Raw genomic sequence first — 20,855 nt, forward strand, 5'->3', positions numbered from 1 at the left:
GAGGGTGCTCTACCGAATGGTCACGATCTCGCTGCGTCCAGCGCGTAGGAACCGTATCGTATTGGGCGTCTGTTGCTTGGTCGCGGGAGACTCCGGAATCTCGTCACCATCTTCGATGGAGCGGAGCGAAAGAGACAGACTGCCCGAGGCCTGGGCGCCGGCAATGACCTCTGCCTGGGCGGCAGTCAGCTCCAGCGTGGCAGTCTTTCCGATGACGGTCGCTTCCCCCTTCGCCTCATCTACCTTCTGGTCGATTGCAAGCACACGAATGTTCTTGAGAATCGTTTGCCCGATGATCTGCGTCGGACCTCCGGGCTGCTCCTGCTGGTTCGCAATATGAATCACGTCGACACGGCTGTTCGGGAGGATGAAGCCTCCGGCGGAGCTTTCAGGAGAGACGCGGATCGCGACGGCGCGCATGCCGGGGCTTAGATTGGCCGCCAGCAGATTCGAGCCATCCTGAAACAGCTTGTCCTTTCGGATCGGTTCTCCGGAAACGAAGCGAATTCGTACGATGGCGCCATTGAGCGCCTCCACGGCATCAGGCTTCGCCGCTTGCGTGATGAATCCCGGATTGATGGCCTCCTCGGGCCATGGCTGCCAACGCAGACCAGCCTTGCCGAGCTTCTCCCCTTGAGCAGCATCGGCCGCGGCGACGAGGACCTGAACGGTTGGAGCCTTCACGACCTCGGTGGCTGCAACTGGCGGCCTTGCGCCGGATTGCATCGACAGGGCGAGCCAAGCCGCGAGAACGCCGGCGCCAAGCGCCACGACAAGGATGAGAATGCGAAGCATGATCGTGTTCCTGCTCGAACTCAGAAAGGTGAAAACCAAGCAGTATGCGGAAGGACGAGGAGTGCAGCCGGGGCCATAGCGACCCCGTAGGGAATCCCTGTCTCATGCATGTGCAGGCGGGACATCCAGGGCGAAGCCCACCCGCTACGTGGAGGCTCCACTCTCCGGAAACTCAGCAGAACGATGGAGAGGGCACCTCCGAACAGAGCCGTATACAGGATGTAATCCAGGGTCTGACCAGCGCCGAGCCAGAGGGCGGTGACGGCAGCCAGCTTGGCATCGCCTCCGCCGATCCAGTTCAGGGAGAAAAACAAGAACGCACAAAGGAGCACCACGAGCCCTGCAACAATACTCCATCCAATCGTTTCATGATCGAGACCCGCAGCGGGGGCGAGGAAGCCATAGGACACGAGGAGCGCAAGGACGAGCCAGTTGCGGATCCTCATAATCAGGAGATCCATCACACCGGCCACCAGGATGGCAGCGACGAAAATCAGACTGGCAAAGAGAGCTAATAATGAGGAGAACGTCATACTTGCAGCATCCCGCCAAATATCATTCGATGGACGGTATTTGCTCACTCTCAGCTCCGGCCACCATTCGGGCTGATGGATTAACCCATCCCGGCCCCTAGTACTCGGGACGCATTAAGGCACCCGGACAGTCGTCCTGTTGACGACGTCGCAGCAAAGGACGCGCCGATGGACTAAGCCTCCTGCCTGGGTAGCTCCCGCTTGGAACTTGTGAGAGTCTGGGAATCGGCCCTTGCCTCAGCAGAACGCAACCATCCGGATTGAAATGGAATGCTCGTCCCCTCCCCTATAAGGATCCTTTTTGCAGAGGACGAAAGGTTCCTGCGTGAACTCGTCACGAAGCAACTGCAGGCCAGTGGCTATACGGTCGAGGCAGCCCAATCGGGCGACGAGGCCCTCGCGATCCTCCTGGCTGGCGCCGGGATCGACATTCTTCTAACGGATATCAATATGCCAGGCACATTGGATGGCTGGGCACTGGCAGAACGCATTCGGCATCTCCGGCCGCGGCTCGGCGTCATTTACGCGACAAACGAGAGCCAAGATCCCGTCAGGCGACTGACTGACAGCCAATTCGTCGCCAAGCCCTATCAATTGAAGACAATTGTTGCAGCCATCAATCGGATCGTAGCAAGCCAAGAGAGCCCGCAAGTTCCACCTTCGACACTGGAAGAGCTAACTCGTCCCAACTTTCCTGACACTCTCCCGCAATAGCTCCAGGTTGTTCAGAAGCGTAGGATTATGGGGATCGAGCTCCAGCGCCTTCAAAAAATTGCCGCGGGCTTTTTGAATATCGCCCCGCAAGAGGTAGGAATACCCGACATTATTGAAGTACTCGGGGCGATGCCCGATAGAAAGTGCGGCATTCCGATAAGCCCGGTCAGCGAGATCGAAGCGTCGGAGCCGATCGTAGGAAGCGGCAAGCCCCAACCATGCCTCTCCGTCTCCGGGCGCCACCTCGACCGATCGCTCGTAGTAGCGGGCCGCGTGACCGTAATTCCCTTCGGCGAAGTGAGCTTTCGCAATGCGGAGGACCTGATCGTCGGGATATGGCTCGACGGTCGCAGGGAGGTCGATCGCAGCCATGGAGCTGCCGAAACTCGAAGGCAGTCCCTCGCCGATCATCGTACAGGCGGAAGTGAGGAAAGCGACGCCAAGGCACACGAGGAGCGCAAGGCTTGAGCGCCACGCGCTACGCTCCGACCCAATGGGCTGAATTCGAAAGATATTCGGGTTCGACACAGTGGGTGCCCTCAACGTCCACGGCTTGAAAGCATGGCAGTGATCTGTTCCTGAGACAAAGCTGGTGAAAATAAGTAGCCCTGCATTTCGCGGCATCCTGCTGCAAGGAGAAGGCGCTCCTGATCCTTTGTCTCCACTCCCTCCACGGCGACTGCCAATCCCATGGCGTGGCCCAATGAAACCAGAGCCTCGATAATGGCCAAGCCTTCGCCGCTATCCGTCTTGCCGAGCCGTTGAACAAAGGACCGGTCGATCTTTATCTTATCGACATCAAATTGTCTCAGGTAGCTCAAGCTCGAGTATCCCGTTCCGAAATCGTCGAGTGCGATTCTGAAGCCGAATTCCCGTAATGCACTCAACGTGTCGCAGACCGCATTGTCGTCCTTCAGCAGAATACCTTCTGTAATCTCGAGCTCGAGCTTGGCCGGATTCGCCTGGTACTCCCGAACGATGGCAATGCAGAGCTCCGCAAAACCAGCCGAACGGATCTGGACTGGCGACAAGTTGACGGCGATGGAGAGATCTGGCCATCGGCAGGATGCTGCGCAGGCCTCTCGAAAAACCCACTCCCCCAGCTCCAAGATCATGCCGGCATCCTCTGCAATAGGGATGAATTGAGATGGAGGGATGGGACCTCGAGTCGGGTGCTCCCATCCCACCAACGCCTCAAGGCCGACGATCGTCTCCTCCGGCCCGGCGACCAAGGGCTGAAAATGGACCGTCAATTGATCCTTCGATATCAGGGCTTGGCGAAGATCGTCCTCGATCATGCTCCGCAACCGGACGGTCTCGTCCATCGTAGAAGAGAAGATGCAATAGCGATTCCTTCCCTGGCTCTTTGCATGATTGAGTGCGATGTCTGCCTTGCGTATGAGTTCAAGCCGGTCCATGCTCATCTCAGGAGCCAATGACACTCCTATACTGACCCCCACGAACATCTGGTTGCCTAGCAGGTCGAAAGGCGGGCCCACTGCCGCGAGGATATCGGCGCAGAAGGTTTCAACCTCCCGCCTGCCCTGGGTAGTAGCCTTGAGGATTGCAAACTCGTCGCCCCCGACGCGCGCGATCACATCGCCGCTTCTGGTCAACTTTGAGAGCCTTCGGGCGAATTCCCTGATCAGTGCATCTCCAGCTTGATGACCAAGCGTGTCATTGACGTGCTTGAAGCGGTCGAGGTCGAGCAACAGTACAGCTAATTTCCCTCCCCGTCTCACGCGCACGAGCGCCTGATCGATTCTCTCCCCAAAGAAACCGCGGTTCGGCAAACCCGTCAGTATATCGTGGACGGCAAGGTGCTGCGCATGTGCTTCGCTTGCCTGAAGTTCGAGGGTTGCACGCCGAAGCCGCCGCGTCAGCAGGATCATCGCCGCAATCACCATGCCAAGCACGATCGAGGCAATAGGCAGCAGAAATCCCAGGATTCTGGTTCCGGGCAGCTCTGGCAGCCAGACAAAGTAGCAGAGGATAGCGCCATCTTCTGCATGCAGTGGAACCGATCGCTCGTTGCCTGATGCCGTATCGGCGCGAGAAAACCGCGGGCGCTCGATCAGGTTATTCTTGGAAAGGTCTTTCAGAAACCGGCCGTCGAGGTAGCGGACACTGACGACGAGAAATTCCAGACCAGACCTTTGACTCACTTCATCGGTAGATGGTTTGACCTTCATGGCGCTGGCTACAACCGGCCGACCGTTCAGGTCCAGAAAATGGCCATGGGCCTCCACGCGGTCATCCGTGACGCCCGGAAAGACCTCCTGGTCGTCTTTAATCGTATGGGTTTGCTGGCCACGCACAGCATCAATGATGTGGCGAAGACTGCCACGAACCTCTTCGAACTTGATGGCCGGCGCTCTCGTCCCTCCCACCATGGCATAAACGGGATCGTCACCGGGGGCCAGGATATAGACCTCGTCATGGCCGAACAGCCGATACAGCCATGTACCGACCTCAGCATCGACCCACTGCCAGTTTGTGGCCGGGCTGTTGAGCTCCTGAACCGCTTGCTCCCAGATGGCTATCGTCTGCTGCTCCTTCACGAGATTGTTGATGCTGCTGTCAATCGCATGGCGCACTGTCCGAATCTGACGCTCGACAGAAACGGTATTGCTCTCGTGCGCAACCCAGAAGAGTGCACTCACGGTAAACGTTATCGCCAGAACCACGACGACTCCGACAGGCAGCAGAATCTTAGTGGAGAACCGCCAATTCTGGCGTGGCTTGGAAATCCGGTCCACTCTTCTCGCGGCTGTTGCGATGGCTGCCACGTTTTCAACCAACGGCGGACCAACAATTCACATCAATCTTTTCAACTGACTCGACTGTAGTCACGCTTCTCTTTCCGTTCGGCGATATCAGGAATTCCACTCCAGCCTGTTCGAGTGCGCTCCGAACAGCTGCCAGCATGCGGGAATCGTGGCTTTGAGCCTCTTCGATGCGCCGGACGGTCGAGAGAGAAACCCCCGATGCTGCTGCGAGCTCGCGCGCCGACCAGCCCAGGATCGCCCGTGCCGCTCGAATCTGCCACGGAACGAGCCGGGCAGTCGCCGGATCATGGCATGGCGCCTGTGAATGATGGGTGAGGACCTTACCCGTCTCCAGAAGCACCGCGTTTGTCGCGTGACAGGCTCCGATCCATTCTCGACACGTCCCGTCGGATGCAATCACAGGAGCGACGCGCACTCTAATCCGATGGTACGCCCCATCCCTGTCGCGCACACGACAATCGAATGCCTGGCATGATCTCTCTTCAACGACACGCTCCAAGCTGTCGCGCGCCCGCTCACGGTCTGCCGGATGAAGCGCGTTCAGCCAACCCCAGCCTCGAATCTGGTCTGCCGTCAGTCCGGTAAATTTGCACCATTCGGACATACCGACGCTCTTCCCGTCAGGGTCTGTACTCCAAACGATGTCTCCTGCGATTCCCTTTAAGGCACGATGCCGTTCCTCCAGCGCATGCAAAGCACTTGTTACCTCCGCGTGCGCGCGCTCTACCTCTCTGTAGCGGAATTCGGTCGACATCTGCGAGGTCATGTCGAATGTCACCCCGATGGTACGGTTGGAATCTTTGCGGACACTCCGCAGAATACTCCCGCTTGAGTGAAGCCACTTGAGATCGCCGTGTGGGTCGAAGATTCGATACTGAACCTGCAGTCGTGCGCCGGTCTCTCGATTTACCTCCAAAGCATGCTTCACCAATGGACGGTCGTCGGGATGGATCCGCACCCAGAATTCGCTGGCTGGCCCGGATCCCATTCCATAGATATCGAGCGAGTTGGCCGAACGTGTGATATAATCTTTCTCGTGATCGTAGTCCCAAGTGACCATGCGAGCCCCTTCGAGTGCAAGACGGAGCCGCTCCTCGCTGATCCTGAGAGCTTCTTGTGCCTCGCGCCACTCGTGGATATCTTCACTGGAGCCGACCCATTCCCGCACGGATCTGTCGGTGTTTTTGATTGGGACCATCTTCGTGACGAGCCAGCGGTATTCGCCGGAGTGGTGACGGACGCGATAGCTGAATTGAGTGCCGCTGCCGATCTTTATGGCATCATGCCAAGTTGACGAAACAGCATCCACATCCTCAGGATGCACGGCGCTAAGCCATCCGAGGCCACGCGCTTCGTCCTCGCTCTGCCCGGTGAATTCACACCAGTAATCGGCCTCGAACACCTCGCCCTCAGTGCTCGCGCGCCACTGCCCGAGAGAATTTGCGCTCGCTAACCCCTCGTATCGTGCCTCCCTCGTTGCGAGCTCGAGCTGCGCCTCCCTCAAATCCGTAACATCGATCAGCATACCTGATGCCCAAGCCAGCTTCCCGGTCTCATCGTGAAAAGCTTCGCCCAGGCTCGTGACCCACCTGACGGTGCTATCGAGCCGTATGATCCGAAATGCCGCGCTCAGTGTTTGCTCGGAGCGCGCCATGAAGCCGATCGCTTCTGCGTCGTGCTGGTCGTCGGGATGGATTCGGCTGACGAAGAACTCATACGAAGGTGGGATCGACCCGGGCTCCAGGCCCAGCAGCCTGAACACCGCGTCGGACCAGGTCACAGCACCTGACAGGAAATCCCATTCCCAGGTTCCGGCCGGGGTCAGCTTCGCTATATCGTGCAAACATTTCATGTCATTCAGTTCCGACATCTCTGCACACGCTCGACGCCCCGAACCGAAATGCCTCCCGAAACGTCTCCACGTCCAGACAAGGGTGAACCATGCGCGAAAGTGGTAAGCCTTAGGAGTTGAACTGCCGTAAATATGCCGACTTTCAAGCCTTGGAGCGTCGCCAATGGATAGGCGATAAGAGCATTTTTTGCTCAGATGCGATAAATAATCCGTTGATCCACTATCAAAGAGCTGGTTTCGCTCAAGCATCAACGATCGCGTCTTTCGCGATACGTTATAAAACACCAATCGTTCCGGCCACTTAGCACCCCTGTCTGGGCTCAGCTGACCCAAGGCTCGGTCGCTGTATGGAAATCCAGCCGCACTAAGTGTCTACGATGCAACCTTCGGCGCATCGGAAAGATCTTCTCATCTTAGAGGGCGATTTAATCTCAGATATTACAAGCTGATCTCGCGGTTTGGCTTGGCGAACACATTTTGCTCTGTGCGCGCCATAAGGCTAAGCCTCACGAATAATAGGACGAAACTCACACCCCTGAATTGTCGTTGTGAGAAAAGGCCGCTTGCGGTGTCCTGCGCCCGTGACTTCCACAATGAATGCCTGCCGATGCATTGCTTCTTTCATCTCGTTAATGCGGATGACGTCATCCTCGACAAAACTGGAGTTGATGTTGCCGATCTCGCCATTGCAAAGGCGCTCGCTTTGGAAGCGATTGAAGATTTGAAACAGGAGAATGCAGGAAATTCAGGCGACTGGGAGGGCTGGACTCTCGCTATCATGGATATCTCAGGACGTGTCCTGTCATCCATCAGCCTCGCCGAAGCAACAGCGTGCCACGCTAGTCTTCGCCAAGGACAACTCGTGAATTGATAAAGGAGGCTCCTGATGCTTGTTGATGAGAGCATATGGAGCCGAGGGATTTACACACCCGTTCCGATCGCCTTCGCTGATCTCTTAGATGTATTAGGTCGTCAGCTAGCGACAGAATACAGCGATATACTGGAATCGCCCCTTCCTGAAAGCCTAGCACATCTGGTACAGAAACTCTCATCGCGACAGAGTAAATCTCCACCCTAAAGCATGGAATGACCGAAGCGCAGGGTGGTGCCTATTGCGGCAAACGGGTGTCACGCATTAATCCATTTACCTGATCAGTTTCGGCTCCGACTACCCCATCCCACTGGGTAGTGTCCCAGGTCAGAGACGGCTATATCGTGCCGGAACTAGGCGCTTCTCATCGAACGATCTTTCGCGCACGCCTATCAACTCTCATACTGGATGGATCCATGCCTGCTGTCGTGACCTACAGCCCGACCGGTAACGCTTATATCGATGGCGTCCTGGGCGACGTCAAATGGGCCGTAAACAGCTTTACCTACAGTTTTCCGGCAAGCAGCGCGTATTACGGCCCCTCCTATGGTGATGGAGAGAATGTTACCAACTTCGGCGTTCTCAACGCTGGTCAGCAGAGCGCCACGCGCGCGGCCCTGAAGATGTTTGCCTCAGTGGCTAGTCTCAGCTTCAGTGAAATCGGTGAAACCTCCACTCAGCATGCGGACCTGCGGTTTGCCCTGTCGGACAAGCCCAGCACTGCCTGGGCGTATTTTCCGACCACCTCCTCCGAAGGCGGAGACGCCTGGTTCAACAAGTCCAGCGGGGCTTACAGCAATCCCGTCAAGGGCAACTACGCCTACCTGACCTTCATCCATGAGATCGGGCACTCTCTCGGCTTGGAGCACTCGCACGAGAGCGGCATGCCGACAGCTCGGGATTCCATGGAATACACGGTCATGAGCTATCGCTCGTATGTGGGTGCTTCCACCACGAGCGGCTACGTCAATGAGACTTGGGGTTATTCTCAATCGCTGATGATGTACGACATCGCCGCCCTGCAGCACATGTATGGCGCCAACTACGCCACCAACAGCGGAAGCACGATCTATTCCTGGAGTCCGACGACCGGCGAGATGTTCATCAACAATGTCGGCCAGGGGAGGCCCGGCGGCAACAAAATCCTGCTGACGGTCTGGGATGGCGGCGGCAACGATACGTATGACTTCTCGAATTACACTAGCAATTTGAAGGTCGACCTGCGGCCCGGTCAGTGGACAACCACCTCCACGGCTCAGCTGGCAAATCTGAAGTGGGACGGCTCGAAAATCGCGACCGGCAATATCGCGAACGCACTACTCTACAAAGGTGATGTCCGCTCGCTGATCGAGAACGCTCTCGGAGGCTCGGGAAACGATATTCTCACCGGCAATGACGTCGCGAACACCCTCAAGGGCGGAGCCGGCAACGACCGCCTGACGGGCGGAAAGGGCAACGATACGTTGGATGGCGGCGTAGGAACAGACACTGCCATGTTCAGTGGCCTGTTCTCGAACTACAGCGTCTCTATGCTCTCAGACGGATCGTTCCAGATCGCGGATATGCGTTTTGGCGCACCGGACGGCAAGGATCTGGTCAAAGGCGTCGAATGGTTCCAGTTCTCCGACAAGACCTATTCCTTGTCGCAGATGACCAGCAATGCGTCTGCGGCAGCCCCACAGAACCTGACGCTGACCGGAACCGACAACAACAACACGCTTTCGGGCGGCGCCGGCAATGACAAGCTCTACGGCAAGGGCGGCAATGACACGCTCTATGGCCGTGATGGCAACGACGTGCTCGACGGCGGCGCCGGTCGGGATTACCTCAGCGGCGGCAACGGTTTTGATTATGCAAGCTATGCCAGCGCCACGGCTGGCGTGGTGGCTGATCTGATGGTTGCATCCAAGAATAGCCGAGACGCGTACGGCGACACCTATTCGAGCATTGAGGGCCTCGTCGGCAGCAAATATGCCGACAATCTGCGCGGCAATGATGCCGCCAACACGATCAAGGGTGGCGGAGGAAACGATAAACTCTATGGACGCGGCGGCAACGATAAGCTCTATGGAGGTGATGGCAACGACCTGCTCTATGGTGGTGCCGGAGCGGATTCGTTGTATGGTGATGCGGGGGCAGATACATTCGTGTTCACCTCGGTCAAGGACTCACTCCCGGGCGCGCGGGATACGATCCGTGATTTCGTGCGCGGGGTGGACCACATCGACCTGCGTGGGATCGACGCCAACACCAGGCTTGCAGGGGACCAGGCTTTCACCTTCATCGGAAGCAAAGCGTTTACCGGAAGCGCAGGTCAGCTGAAATTCAGCAGCGGGATCCTGTCCGCCGATGTGAATGGTGATGGGGTGGCAGATCTCCAGATCAATGTCTCAGGGCTATCGGCGCTCGCCAAAGCGGATTTCTATCTCTGAGAAACAGTGAGGTTGTGATGATGAGCGACTGGATCGCTTTCGATCAATGGAGCGAGTGCCGCCGGATGGAGCGGCCTGGCTATGTCTTCGAAGTCAAGAACCAAGAAGGGCAGTCTCTGTTCACAACCTGCACCGTTCCTCTTCAGTTGCCGACAGACTGGAAATCACCTCCAGTGGCGTTCCGACTGATTGAGGAGCCCAAACCACGTCACTCGACGCCGATCCCCAAGCCCTTACAGCAGTAGCTACGCATATAAGGGAATCCCAGGTTCACGACATTCGCCGTGTCCGGTGTGACCGCGGCCTTCGAGCGGATTGGCCTCGACGGAAAGATGAGACCTGCGGCCGAGGTGCACGCCTCAGCCCTCAGCGGCATCGACCAAGAATTCGCCAATTGATGAAAGTCAACGAGCGTTTGATCCCGCACGTCAAGAGTCACAAACGTCGAGTTTGATCTATAGGACGGGCCAGACGAGGCTGCATTCTGACGACGTGCCGTATTCAGAGCTGGTCCTATCGGGACTGTCAACTCGTGTAGCGTGGAAGCGCCAAGCGTCTCCACGGTTGGCTGGTTCCCACACGGCATTCGTTTGGAAACTGGCGGAGAGCGTAAAGTGTTGCTGACCTTCGTGCTGGCCCATGGAACACCCGCCTCCCTGATAAATATCTCCAATGAGGCCTCGTGGGGAGATTGGTAGGATGCACATCAGCCAAACAAACTACCTGCCGCTCTCTGGCCCGTTCTTTCTCTTGCTCTTTGGCCTTCTATCGCTCGTTTTCACTCTGATCCAGATTGGAGCCCTGCACTTCGCGTATCGTCGGATGGGCATCCGTCCGGGTGTCGCCTGGCTCTTGCTTCTGGGATCTCTGTTGGGGAGCTATGTCAATGTCCCCATCTTGCACCTGCCCGAGCAGCAGATCGTGTCAGGTCAGGTCATCAACTTCTTCGGCATGAGATATGTCGTTCCAATTGTGGTCGACTGGCCTGGCACCCTCATCGCGGTGAACGTGGGCGGCGCCATGATTCCTGGATTGACGTCACTTTATCTCGCTTCAAGAAGCCGGATCTGGTGGCTCAGCGCGATTTGCGTTGTCGGTGTTTCAGGCGTCTGCCACATGCTCGCGCAGCCCGTTCGCGGACTGGGGATCGCGCTACCAATCTTCGTACCGGCGCTTTCCAGCGCGATCATTGCACTGCTTCTGTCGCGACAACATGCGGCTCCGCTTGCTTATATCGGCGGCAGCTTGGGTGCTCTGATCGGTGCGGATCTTCTCAATCTGGACAAGGTACAGGGTCTTGGTGCGCCGATCGTGTCGATCGGCGGGGCGGGAACATTCGACGGAGTTTTCGTGACTGGCGTTGTCGCCGTGCTGCTGGCCAGTCTCACAAGCCCGCGCAGACCAGAGGAGCGGCATTCAGGTGCAGCCACCTCATCATACCAAGGCAAGGTCCACGAGTGAGACCAGATCGACGCCTGAATGCGTGACGATCTCCTGTCGATGATGTCTGTCGTTCCACCTCACGCATTCTGCCCAATCTGAATCTTGGTATCCGAAGTGAACTCATAGGGAGGGATCGGCAGGTTGAGGGGTGCAGGGCCGCGTCGGACACGGCCTGATGTGTCATACAAGGACCCATGGCATGGACAGAACCAGCCATCATACTGTCCCTGGTGGGCAAGTGGGACGCAGCCTAGGTGCGTACAGTTCCCGAAGACGATGAGCCACTCCGCGTGGCCGGGTTTGACGCGCGCCTGATCAGTCTGAGGATCGATCAGTTCCGATAGCGGAGTCGCGCGTGCTTCTGCAATCTCGCGCTCGTTACGGTGACGGATGAAGATCAACTTACCGCGCCAGAACACCTTGACGATCTGCCCGATCGCAATCGGTGCCAGATCAACATCGACGGGCGCGCCAGCCGCAATGGTGGCCGCATCAGGCGCCAATGATGAGATGAACGGCCAGATTGTTGCTCCTGCCCCGACGACGGCTGCCGCCCCGGTTGCGATGAACAGAAAGTCGCGGCGGGTGGGGGTTGTTACGGACGGCGAACGGATCTCTGACATGAGGCGTCCTCTTCGGGCGGCAGTCATAAAGGCATGGCAATTCTCATCGGCGTCATCGCCTCCAGGATATCCGTGCGAGTACCTCGCCTCGACCAAGAGCGATGATTGTTCAAGGATCGTCTTCCGACGCGATCACTTCAGAAGTGACCCGCTACCAGCAGGAACAGTCCTACCGCTCTGATGAGTACCAAAAGTACCCACATGATTTTTGACTGCCAGCCACCGGATGGAACTTCGCGGAGCATCACAGTCACCTCTCAACCTCATCTCAGGCGTCGTCTGAGCACGGAAGATCCCTGAGTGCCCTCGTGCGCCTGGATCAATTCACGAGCCCAAGCGTTATATGCCGTGTTATGCGGCGCGGGCCGGTGGGTTGCCGTGCAAAAGCCAGGCTTCGACCGCGGCGATGATGGCGACGACGATTCCGATCCCTACATGGACCCACAGGGCATTCCGCACGCTGGTAAATCCGAGGACCCACGGTGCGATTGCCGTCCACAGCCCGATGACGGCGTTCGTCCATTCCTCCCACTCATGCAGTTCGCCCAGGGCCGCCACCGCCAATGCGGCAATGAGAACGCCGCAGGCCCAAGCATTCCATGAAGCAGCTTGAACTCCGCGAAAACCGAGGATCCAAGGGGAGACAAAGAGGAAGACGGCCAGGAGAGCGTTGACGACGTTCATGGCCGTCAGTTCATTCGAATTCTTCAACATGGTTGAACTTCCTTTCCAAAGCGGGACCGCGGACGGCGCCAGCCCGCGACATCCGGCAGCCGCGCGCATCGGCCTAGAATGGAGCTCCGTGGAGCCTGCGGGCATAGCTCAGGTTGGGGTAACCAGCCGCCGTACAGGCAGGCGAGCCTTGGAGACATGGCGGCCAGAGCTCCGGCCCGCCGACCCTGCTTTCAAGAGGTGACGCCCGATGGTGGATCGGCGGCCCCATTACGGGATGGTGGACATGGCCTTGTGCCGCATACGCCATCGGAGCGGCGCTCAGGAAGGCTGCGGCCGCAATCGGAAGAACCCTTCGATTCAGATGAAGCATAGTCGATCTCCTTCGATTGTTCGGATCCCCTCCATAGCATCCAGTGTAGGCGCGACGACTTAGAGGCGAATGAGGAGGGACACGATTGTTCCCGAGAAGAGAAGTGTCACTGGCGTAAAGCGCACCAAGCGGGGCGGGCCGCAGGAGTAAAGCTCCGGGTCCCCGAACAACGTTCCGCAAAAGGTCCGGTGGAACGTTCTGGGCCGTTCGCAGGACGGCGGATCCTTATTGATCAATCGTCACTGAGGTCGGCTTGTACCATAGCCGCCTCCTCTTTCAGACCCGGCCCTGAACGACTCGTTTCGGGTGCGGTCTCGCTGCCGGGAACGGCAGTTCGGTCGAGCGCCCGGTGGGGCCTGAGCCTGAGAACAGGGCACCGGAGGGCACTGATGAGGGCGATTGACAGTGCCTCAGCGCATATTGCCCGTGTGCCCGAGCGAATAACGGCCGGGCTGCGGCCAAACGGTGAGGCCATGCGGGCTCCTGCCGACCGGAATGGTCTTCATCTCGCCGGTCGCGGTGTCGATCACATAGACCACGCCGTCGTAGCGACCGGACAGCCAGAGCTGCTTGCCGTCTGCGCTGACATTGCCCATGTCCGGGCTGCCGCCGCTGGGGATCGGCCACGTGGCCTCGACCCTGCGGGTCGCGAAGTCGATGACCGAGACACTGCCGGGGCCGTGGGGCGGCCCATTGGTCTTGTGGGAGCCGCGGTTCGCCACGTAGAGCTTCGCGCCGTCCCGGCTGGGGTAGAGACCGTGCGTGCCGGGGCCCGTGGGGATGAACCCAACCTCAGCCAGAGACTCGCCATCCACCAGGAGCACGCCGTCGGCTCGCATGTCGGCCACGTAGAAGACCTTGCCGTCCGGTGAGATCCGGATGCCCTGTGGCATGCCGCCCTTCGAAAGCCGCAAGGAGCCGACCACCGCGCTCTGGACGAGATCGATCTTGACGAGGCTGCCGCCGAACTCGCAGGTGAAGATGGCGTAGCGTCCATCGATGGAAAAGTCGGCATGATTGATCCCGGCGCATTGCGGAACCGGCAGGCTGTGCTGCAGCGCCATCGTCCTCGGGTCGCGGAATTCCAGCCGCCGATAGGCTTCGGCGACGACGAGAGCCGAGCGACCGTCTGGAGTGAAGTACATATTGTAGGCATCGGGCACCGGGATCGGGTGGCCGGGCTGGCCACTGACAGGGTCGATCGGCAGCAGGCTGCCCTGTCCGTGCCAGCGATCCGAGCTGTTGGTCACCCATAGGGTCCTCAGGTCCCAGGAGGGTACCACGTGCTGCGGGCTCCGCCCCGCCGTGAAATGGTCCACGACTTTGAGGGTTGCGGGATCGATCACATCGACATTGCCGGACTTCACGTTGGGCACATAAACCCTGGGCAAAGCCGAGGCGGCCGCTTGGCTCAGCCCGTCGGCCGACGCCTCTCCGTAGAGATTGGAAGGGTCGAGCACAGGCGGCATTCCGGGCAGAGTGTCGATGGCGGCGGCAGGCCCCTTTGCGTCCTGGGCCCAGGACGCTTGCGAAATACAGAGAAGGAGCACGACCAGACATGGAACCACGCAACCGGATCGGCTCTGACGGGACATGATGGACTCCGACAAAATCTATTATGGCTGGCGGGAATCGACATGCTTCGTCTCCACACAATAGGGTAGAGATGCGCAGTCGAAACGGGTTGCCATGCTCCCGTTGGCGATTTGCCCCAGATTCAGAAGCGATAAAGATTACTAGCCACTCAAGCCGTGATGAACATCGTCAGGCTTCCCTGGTGGAGTCGGTTGGAAAAGTGCGGCCAAGGCGCAACCGGGCGCCTGGCCTTGGATATCCGCTTGGCGGAACTGCCTTCGAATGGATTTACCCGCTATCGCCTTTGCGGTGGCGACATCGGAGCCGATATGCAGGGCTGGCATTCGGCCAGGGGGCTAATCCACTTTTGCCCCCGAAGCCGCGACAACCTTAGCCCATTTGTCGTGCTCCGCCTTCACATAGGCCGCGAGCTCGTCGGGGCTCATCGGCTTGCTCTCGCCGCCGATTTCCCCAAACCGCTTCTGCAGTTCGGGCGCCTCCAGCGCCTGACGGACCTCCCGATTGAGCTTGTTGACGATCTCGGGCGGAGTTCCTTTCGGTGCGAACAGAGCGAACCAACTCGAAGCCTCGAAGCCCGGGACGCCGGCCTCTGCAAGTGTCGGCGTATCAGGAATTGCGGGTGAGCGCTGCAATGAGGTGACGGCGAGCGCCCGCAGATTGCCGGCCCGCACCTGCTCGATCGACGACGGCAGGTTGTCGAACATCACATCGACCTGCCCACTGATGAGGTCGTTCACCGCCGGCCCGCTGCCCCTGTAGGGCACGTGGGGCATCTCGACTCCCGTCATCTGCTTGAACAACTCCCCTGAGAGGTGAATCGAGGTGCCATTACCGGACGATGCCATGTTGAACTTGCCTGGTGCCGCCTTCGCTTCTTCAATGAACTCTTTGACGGTGGTAGCCTTCACTTTTTTGGGACTCACCACCATTAGGTTCGGCACCCCGGCCACATAGGCGACCGGAGCGAAATCCGTGAGCGGATTATAGGGCATCTTAGCATAGAGGCTTGAATTGATGGCGTGCGTTCCAACCGTTCCCATCACGAGGCTATACCCGTCAGGATCCGCCTTCGCGACGGCATCCGCGCCGATGTTGCCGCCCGCTCCGCCGCGGTTTTCGATGATGAATTGCTGCCCTAGCGATCGCGACAGCTTGTCTCCCAAGAGGCGCGCGAAAATGTCAGTGGTGCCGCCTGCGGGAAACGGCACGATGAGGCGCACTGGCCGGGAGGGATATGGCGTATCCTGGGCGTGAGCCACACCGAATGCCATACAGGCGGCCACGCCAAGAAGGAAACCGAGCGCGTCCCGACGAGTAGGCTTGGAGAAAAGTTGCATTGTAGCTCCCTAAACAATCGTTGTTTATGACCGCGCCGAAGCAAAGACACGGCAGCTCGTATGAGAGCGCAATAGATCGCCGAGAGCAATACAAGGCCGAGCTGGACTCCATCCAGGGGCTATCCCTGCTTAGCCAACTCGATCATGAGACTATCAATGTTAGCGCCAGATCATATGTGAGCCGAGATCAAAAGCTTCTCATGATCGCCATCTGGTAAGAAGCATCTTTCAACGCGTGTAGATTGATCATTGCGGCCGCACGGCAGGACGGCTCGTTCAGCGGATACAAGGAGAGAACAGTTATCCCTTTGAGGCGGTTACGGTTGCACCGGCTTTTCATTCAGCTGCGAAGGACCTCCGGGCCGTGACAATCTACATCACAAGCTGCGAGTGCATCATCAACACGTCTTCGCGTTGACCACCCTCGCCGGAGGTCGTCCCGAGGTGTCATCCGACCCTCACTCCGAATAGTCCGAGACAGCCAATTTATATGGGGCGATTCTGAAAAGCCGTTCGTGCCGCATCAGGAGGGATGTGTCATGAGGACTGTCCTGCTTGTTTCCGTCGCAGCCTGCGGTCTTGCCGCGGGAGCGGCGCTGGCCCAGAGCGATCTCCGGACCACCGCCAAGGCAACGTTCCAACCGCTGCCGACCACGCCACCGGCCGTGAAGGGCATCGAGACCACGCCGGCGCGGGTCGAGCTCGGCAAGATGCTCTACTTCGAGCCGCGCCTGTCTGAGAGCCACGCCATCAGCTGCAATTCCTGCCATATCGTTGGCATGGGCGGAGTCGACCTCGAGAAGACCTCGATCGGCCATCGCTGGCAGCGCGGTGGCCGCAACGCCCCGACGGTGCTGAACTCCGTTTTCAACACAGCCCAGTTCTGGGACGGGCGCGCCGAGGACCTGCGCGCGCAGGCCGGCGGCCCGCTCGTCAACCCGATCGAGATGGCCACCACCGAGGCGCACACGGTCCAGCAGCTCAAGGGCATTCCCGGCTATGCCGAGCCGTTCCAGAAAGCCTTCCCGGGCCAACAGGATCCGATCACGTTTGCCAACGTGCGGGATGCCATCGCGGCCTTCGAGGCCACGCTGATCACGCCCAACGCTCCCTTCGACCGCTGGCTCAACGGCGACGACAAGGCCATGACGGCCGAGCAGACCGAAGGCCTTCGCGTGTTCATGGACAAGGGCTGCTCCTCCTGCCACAGCGGCATCAACATCGGCGGCGGCATGTATGCGCCCTTCGGCGTGGTGCAGAAGCCGGGCGCCGACATCCTGCCGCCGCAGGACAAGGGCCGGCTGATGGTCACCAAGACAGTGAGCGACGAATACGTGTTCAAGGTGCCGACATTGCGCAACATCGCCCTGACGCCGCCCTACTTCCACAGCGGCGAGAGCTGGGACCTGCGCCAGGCAGTAGCCGTGATGGGCACGAGCCAGCTCGGGGCCGAGCTGACGGATCAGGAGATCGACCGGATCACGGCCTTCCTGCAGACGCTGACCGGGGACCAGCCGCAGGTCACCTACCCGATCCTGCCGCCCAGTGTCGCCACGACGCCCCGGCCAGAGCCGTAGCGGATCTCAGGGGCAGGGCGCCCAAAGCAACTCGAATTCAACTCCTCACAGCCTGTGAGAGCGGAATAGGTCCCCGAGCGAGGTCGACATCATGAAACATCTGATCATTGTTGCTGTTTGCGCAGGAAGTCTTCTGGCCTTCAGTGCCGCAGCCCAGACGCAGACGCCGCCGGCGCAAAGCGGGACCCAAATGCCCATGGGCCAGATGATGCAAGGCCGGCCCATGGGCGGGGCTATGATGCAGCAAGGCCAGGGCGGGCCAAGCGGCATGATGAGTGGAGGAATGATGGGGCGTCCCGGCCGGGGCATGATGGGCGGCTTCTCGCCCGAGGACATGAGTGCCTTCATTGACGCTCACGTGGCGGCGGTCCATGCCGGTCTGAAGCTGTCCGCCGAGCAGGAAAAGCTGTGGCCTCCCGTCGAAAATGCGTTCCGGAATCTCGCCACACTCCACGCCAGCCACCTGCAGGCCATGCGCCAGGCCCGGGGAATGATGGCAACCGATCCGGTCGGTCTGCTCCGTGGCATGGCTGAGCGCATGAGCCAGGGAGCGGACGCCATGCGTAAGCTCGCGGATGCCGCCTCGCCGCTCTACGCGACACTCGACGAGGCGCAGAAGCGGCGGCTGCAGGTGCTCGTCCGCATGGGTGGTCGCGGCATGATGGGACCAATGATGGGCCGGGGAATGATGGGGCCCGGCGGAGGCATGATGCCTGGCGGAACCAACGACGATGATGACGATGACGACACCGGCGATACACAGGACAACCGCTAGTACTTAAACCCAAGTAGCGGGTTCGCTTGGGATCACGCTGGACGCGGGCGGGCAGTTGCTCGTCCGCCATGCCATTTCACTTCAGAAGATATTTCACGAGCGCGACGATCCCCAGAATGAGCAGGATCAGGAGGAGAAGCCAGATCAGGCTCATTGCACCCATGCCCCAGCTCATGCCGCCCATGTCGTGCATCATTCCGCCGGCTCCTTCGCTATTGATCCGCCCTGCCGGGGCGCGACAGTTGTCTGGTTTCCGTCATCCGGACCGCCACCACCAATCCCGAGCCGAAGGTCAGGGCAGCCACCAGCCACATGGCCGGGCCGAGCCCGAAGAGGTCGGCCGTGACCCCGGCGAGCAGGGCCCCGAACGCATAGCCGAGATCCCGCCATAGGCGGTACACGCCCACCGCCGACGCGCGCCAGCTCGGATGGGCGACGTCGCCGATGGCAGCGAGAAGCGTCGGGTACACCATGGCCGTTCCGATCCCCAACAGGGCAGCGCCGCTGGCGAAACCGGCAAAGCCCGTCGCAAGTGCGATCAGGGCGATGCCCGCAGCCTGGATCCACATGCCTGCTGCGATCAGCCATTTGCGCCCGACCCGGTCGGACCAAGCACCGGTGCCGAGCTGAAGCAGGCCCCAGACCATGGGGTAGAGCCCAGCGAGAACCCCGATCTGCGCGAGGTCCATCCCGGCGGCGGCGAAAACCAGAGGAAACAGCCCCCATGCCATGCCGTCGTTCAGGTTGTTGACGAGGCCCGCCTGACTGACGCTCGAAAGATTCGGATCGGTCAGGGATGTCCGCCGGAAGATCTCGCTTTGGCTAAGTGCCTGATCCTGCGGGCCGGCATGGTGCTCGGCCTCGTACCGGGCATGCTGCTGCGTGTCCCGGACCATCCAGGCCGACAAGGTGAGACCAACCGCCACGAAAGCAACGCCGAGGTAGAACGGCTGCGGGCGCAAGCCATAGCGTGCGGCGATCCAGCCGGTGGCCCAGGCGGCCAGCGCCACCGCGAAATACCCGGCGAACTCGTTGAGACCCATCGCCAGGCCGCGGTTGCGCGGGCCCGCCAGGTCGATTTTCATGATCACCGTGGTCGACCAGGTCAGCCCCTGGCTGATGCCGAGCAAGACATTGGCCGCAAGCACCCACGACCACGTCGGCGCCCATATCAGGAGGAAGGGTACGGGTGCCGCGATCGACCATCCTGCCACCAGCACGTGCTTGCGGCCATAGCGGTCGGACAGGCGCCCGGCGAGGTAGTTGGCGAGAGCCTTGCTGACCCCGAACACCGCGATGAAGGCCAGGATCGCCGACTTGGCGGCAAGCGCGAATTCCTGCTCGGCGAGAGCCGGCAGGATGCTGCGCTCCATCCCCACCATCGCGCCCACGAAGGCGTTCACCACGACAAGCAACGTGAACTGCGGCAGGTTGCGCCGCAGTCCAAGGCGAACTTCCGTCATCTGGCTGGACCTCGTTCGTCATGAAGCTCCCGTCTCAGTTCGCCTGTTGCGGGCTTCGCATGCTCCTCTTCATCCCGAACTCACTCTGGAGGCTGTCGCGGATACAAACCCGGGCACCCGTCTGTGGGAGTGGCATTGCGGCTAATGGGCTCCCTTGTTGAGGTCCTGAACCAGAGCCGCCTGGGCCTCGTGGGATCCGGGCTTATGCGGCAGCAGCTCCGGCTTCGCCAGCCACTCATGCCCCTTGAGCATCAGGTCCCAATAGATCGCCGGCAACATCTTCTCCTTGAGGAACCAGGCGAGCCGGCTCGGCTTGCGTCCGTCCAGGAATGGGAACGTCGGCAGGATCTTGCCGCCGTAGCCGAACTCGGCCAGCACGATCTTGCCCCGCTCCACCGTCAGCGGGCACGAGCCGTAGCCGTCATACACGGCCCGTGGAGCCTGCCCGTCGAGAACGCACAGGACGTTCTCGGCCACCACCGGCGCCTGTTTCCGTGCGGCCGCCGCCGTCTTCGCGTTCGGAGCCGAGCAGGCATCGCCAGCGCCGAACACATTGCCGAAGCGCGGATGCTGCAGGGTGGCCGGATCGACCTCGATCCAGCCCGCCTGATCGGCCAACGGGCTCTCGCGCACGAATCCGGGGGCCCGCTGCGGCGGGCAGACATGGATCATGTCGAAACTGCGCTCGACCCTCTCGACCGAGCCGTCAGCTCTCTTCGTCTCGAAGAACGCCTTTCTCGCCGGGCCGTCCACCGCCTTCAGGGTCGAGCCGAAATTGAGCCTGGCCCCATATTTCTCGACGTACCGCATCAGCGAGGGAACGTAGTACTCGACCCCAAACAGTACCGCTCCAGAGGTGTGGAACTCGACTTCGATGTTCTTGAGCGTCCGGGACTGTCGGAATTTCCGTGTAAGGGCCGGGTTCATCATCCCAGCCTGAAGCGGCCTTCGAACAGAATGGCGAACTGGGCTTTCGCCATGCTCCACTCCCGTGGCGGCATCTTCCACTC

Annotated in this window: 16 protein-coding genes and 1 pseudogene; 6 read left to right on the forward strand and 11 right to left on the reverse strand. The window is 59.8% G+C overall.

The features are described 5' to 3' along the window. Positions 1-9: 9 nt before the first annotated feature. Both cpaB and ACS5Q0_RS23475 read right to left on the reverse strand, forming a co-directional pair. A complete protein-coding gene (gene cpaB / locus ACS5Q0_RS23470; protein ID WP_473129073.1) occupies positions 10-795 on the reverse strand; it encodes a Flp pilus assembly protein CpaB in 786 nt (261 codons plus the stop codon). A gap of 20 nt (positions 796-815) precedes the next feature. Continuing rightward, positions 816-1,376 (reverse strand): A24 family peptidase, encoded by a 561-nt coding sequence (locus tag ACS5Q0_RS23475; protein ID WP_473129074.1) that lies wholly within the window; start codon positions 1,374-1,376, stop codon positions 816-818. A 222-nt stretch (positions 1,377-1,598) separates the two neighbouring features. Here ACS5Q0_RS23475 and ACS5Q0_RS23480 point away from each other — a divergent pair, with 222 nt between their 5' ends. Next, on the forward strand, positions 1,599-2,042 hold the full coding sequence (locus ACS5Q0_RS23480) for a response regulator (protein WP_473129075.1): 444 nt from the start codon (positions 1,599-1,601) through the stop codon (positions 2,040-2,042). Here the strand turns inward: ACS5Q0_RS23480 and ACS5Q0_RS23485 are convergent. From ACS5Q0_RS23485 to ACS5Q0_RS23495, 3 genes are read right to left on the reverse strand one after another with little or no spacing between them, the layout of a single operon-like run. After that, positions 2,004-2,666, reverse strand: coding sequence for a tetratricopeptide repeat protein (locus ACS5Q0_RS23485; protein WP_473129076.1), 663 nt, complete (start codon positions 2,664-2,666; stop codon positions 2,004-2,006). The genes ACS5Q0_RS23480 and ACS5Q0_RS23485 overlap by 39 nt on opposite strands. After that, a complete protein-coding gene (locus tag ACS5Q0_RS23490; RefSeq protein WP_473129077.1) occupies positions 2,582-4,831 on the reverse strand; it encodes a putative bifunctional diguanylate cyclase/phosphodiesterase in 2,250 nt (749 codons plus the stop codon). Before ACS5Q0_RS23490 ends, ACS5Q0_RS23485 begins: the two co-directional genes overlap by 85 nt. A 4-nt stretch (positions 4,832-4,835) precedes the next feature. Then, complete coding sequence (locus tag ACS5Q0_RS23495; RefSeq protein ID WP_473129078.1) at positions 4,836-6,701, reverse strand: PAS domain-containing protein; 1,866 nt, start codon at positions 6,699-6,701, stop codon at positions 4,836-4,838. 550 nt (positions 6,702-7,251) lie between these two features. Between ACS5Q0_RS23495 and ACS5Q0_RS23500 the strand changes: the two genes are divergently transcribed. The 3 genes from ACS5Q0_RS23500 to ACS5Q0_RS23510 all read left to right on the forward strand — a co-directional run bounded on the left by ACS5Q0_RS23500 (position 7,252) and on the right by ACS5Q0_RS23510 (position 11,447). Further along, positions 7,252-7,554, forward strand: a complete 303-nt coding sequence (locus ACS5Q0_RS23500) for a DUF6894 family protein (RefSeq protein ID WP_473129079.1) — start codon at positions 7,252-7,254, stop codon at positions 7,552-7,554. 416 nt (positions 7,555-7,970) lie between these two features. Beyond that, complete coding sequence (locus ACS5Q0_RS23505) at positions 7,971-9,986, forward strand: M10 family metallopeptidase C-terminal domain-containing protein (RefSeq protein ID WP_473129080.1); 2,016 nt, start codon at positions 7,971-7,973, stop codon at positions 9,984-9,986. Between the two features lie 699 nt (positions 9,987-10,685). Further along, on the forward strand, positions 10,686-11,447 hold the full coding sequence (locus tag ACS5Q0_RS23510; protein WP_473129081.1) for a DUF1614 domain-containing protein: 762 nt from the start codon (positions 10,686-10,688) through the stop codon (positions 11,445-11,447). A 59-nt stretch (positions 11,448-11,506) separates the two neighbouring features. On the opposite strand, the gene petA is transcribed toward ACS5Q0_RS23510, so the two are convergent. From petA to ACS5Q0_RS23530, 4 genes are all read right to left on the reverse strand, one after another. After that, entirely contained in the window at positions 11,507-12,052 is a 546-nt protein-coding gene (gene petA / locus ACS5Q0_RS23515; RefSeq protein WP_473129082.1) for a ubiquinol-cytochrome c reductase iron-sulfur subunit, read from the reverse strand. Positions 12,053-12,403: 351 nt separating this feature from the next. Continuing rightward, positions 12,404-12,766, reverse strand: a complete 363-nt coding sequence (locus ACS5Q0_RS23520) for an SPW repeat protein (RefSeq protein ID WP_473129083.1) — start codon at positions 12,764-12,766, stop codon at positions 12,404-12,406. A gap of 741 nt (positions 12,767-13,507) precedes the next feature. Next, on the reverse strand, positions 13,508-14,692 hold the full coding sequence (locus ACS5Q0_RS23525; protein WP_473129084.1) for a YncE family protein: 1,185 nt from the start codon (positions 14,690-14,692) through the stop codon (positions 13,508-13,510). Positions 14,693-15,028: 336 nt separating this feature from the next. Beyond that, positions 15,029-16,030 carry a Bug family tripartite tricarboxylate transporter substrate binding protein gene (locus ACS5Q0_RS23530; RefSeq protein WP_473129085.1) on the reverse strand — a complete coding sequence of 334 codons (1,002 nt, stop codon included), beginning with the start codon at positions 16,028-16,030 and terminating at the stop codon, positions 15,029-15,031. A 539-nt stretch (positions 16,031-16,569) separates the two neighbouring features. Here ACS5Q0_RS23530 and ACS5Q0_RS23535 point away from each other — a divergent pair. After that, positions 16,570-17,607, forward strand: coding sequence for a cytochrome-c peroxidase (locus tag ACS5Q0_RS23535; RefSeq protein ID WP_473129086.1), 1,038 nt, complete (start codon positions 16,570-16,572; stop codon positions 17,605-17,607). Positions 17,608-17,698: 91 nt separating this feature from the next. Further along, a complete protein-coding gene (locus ACS5Q0_RS23540; RefSeq protein WP_473129087.1) occupies positions 17,699-18,382 on the forward strand; it encodes a Spy/CpxP family protein refolding chaperone in 684 nt (227 codons plus the stop codon). A 212-nt stretch (positions 18,383-18,594) separates the two neighbouring features. Here the strand turns inward: ACS5Q0_RS23540 and ACS5Q0_RS23545 are convergent, their stop codons facing one another. Both ACS5Q0_RS23545 and ACS5Q0_RS23550 read right to left on the reverse strand, forming a co-directional pair. Further along, positions 18,595-19,845: an MFS transporter gene (locus tag ACS5Q0_RS23545; RefSeq protein WP_473129088.1), complete on the reverse strand. Its 1,251-nt coding sequence runs from the start codon at positions 19,843-19,845 to the stop codon at positions 18,595-18,597. A 141-nt stretch (positions 19,846-19,986) separates the two neighbouring features. Beyond that, positions 19,987-20,748: pseudogene (locus ACS5Q0_RS23550) on the reverse strand (NAD(P)/FAD-dependent oxidoreductase); the annotation flags it as partial. Between the last annotated feature and the right edge of the window lie 107 nt (positions 20,749-20,855).

The sequence above is a fragment of the Microvirga sp. HS2 genome, from assembly GCF_055792805.1.

Bases quoted from the DNA above. Each gene is read 5' to 3' on its own strand.
- ACS5Q0_RS23510 (WP_473129081.1), top strand. From the start codon at position 10,686: ATGCACATCAGCCAAACAAACTACCTGCCGCTCTCTGGCCCGTTCTTT.
- ACS5Q0_RS23530 (WP_473129085.1), bottom strand. From the start codon at position 16,030: ATGCAACTTTTCTCCAAGCCTACTCGTCGGGACGCGCTCGGTTTCCTT.
- petA (WP_473129082.1), bottom strand. From the start codon at position 12,052: ATGTCAGAGATCCGTTCGCCGTCCGTAACAACCCCCACCCGCCGCGAC.
- ACS5Q0_RS23540 (WP_473129087.1), top strand. From the start codon at position 17,699: ATGAAACATCTGATCATTGTTGCTGTTTGCGCAGGAAGTCTTCTGGCC.
- ACS5Q0_RS23485 (WP_473129076.1), bottom strand. From the start codon at position 2,666: ATGCCGCGAAATGCAGGGCTACTTATTTTCACCAGCTTTGTCTCAGGA.
- ACS5Q0_RS23545 (WP_473129088.1), bottom strand. From the start codon at position 19,845: ATGACGGAAGTTCGCCTTGGACTGCGGCGCAACCTGCCGCAGTTCACG.
- cpaB (WP_473129073.1), bottom strand. From the start codon at position 795: ATGCTTCGCATTCTCATCCTTGTCGTGGCGCTTGGCGCCGGCGTTCTC.
- ACS5Q0_RS23525 (WP_473129084.1), bottom strand. From the start codon at position 14,692: ATGTCCCGTCAGAGCCGATCCGGTTGCGTGGTTCCATGTCTGGTCGTG.
- ACS5Q0_RS23535 (WP_473129086.1), top strand. From the start codon at position 16,570: ATGAGGACTGTCCTGCTTGTTTCCGTCGCAGCCTGCGGTCTTGCCGCG.
- ACS5Q0_RS23520 (WP_473129083.1), bottom strand. From the start codon at position 12,766: ATGTTGAAGAATTCGAATGAACTGACGGCCATGAACGTCGTCAACGCT.
- ACS5Q0_RS23495 (WP_473129078.1), bottom strand. From the start codon at position 6,701: ATGTCGGAACTGAATGACATGAAATGTTTGCACGATATAGCGAAGCTG.
- ACS5Q0_RS23505 (WP_473129080.1), top strand. From the start codon at position 7,971: ATGCCTGCTGTCGTGACCTACAGCCCGACCGGTAACGCTTATATCGAT.
- ACS5Q0_RS23480 (WP_473129075.1), top strand. From the start codon at position 1,599: ATGCTCGTCCCCTCCCCTATAAGGATCCTTTTTGCAGAGGACGAAAGG.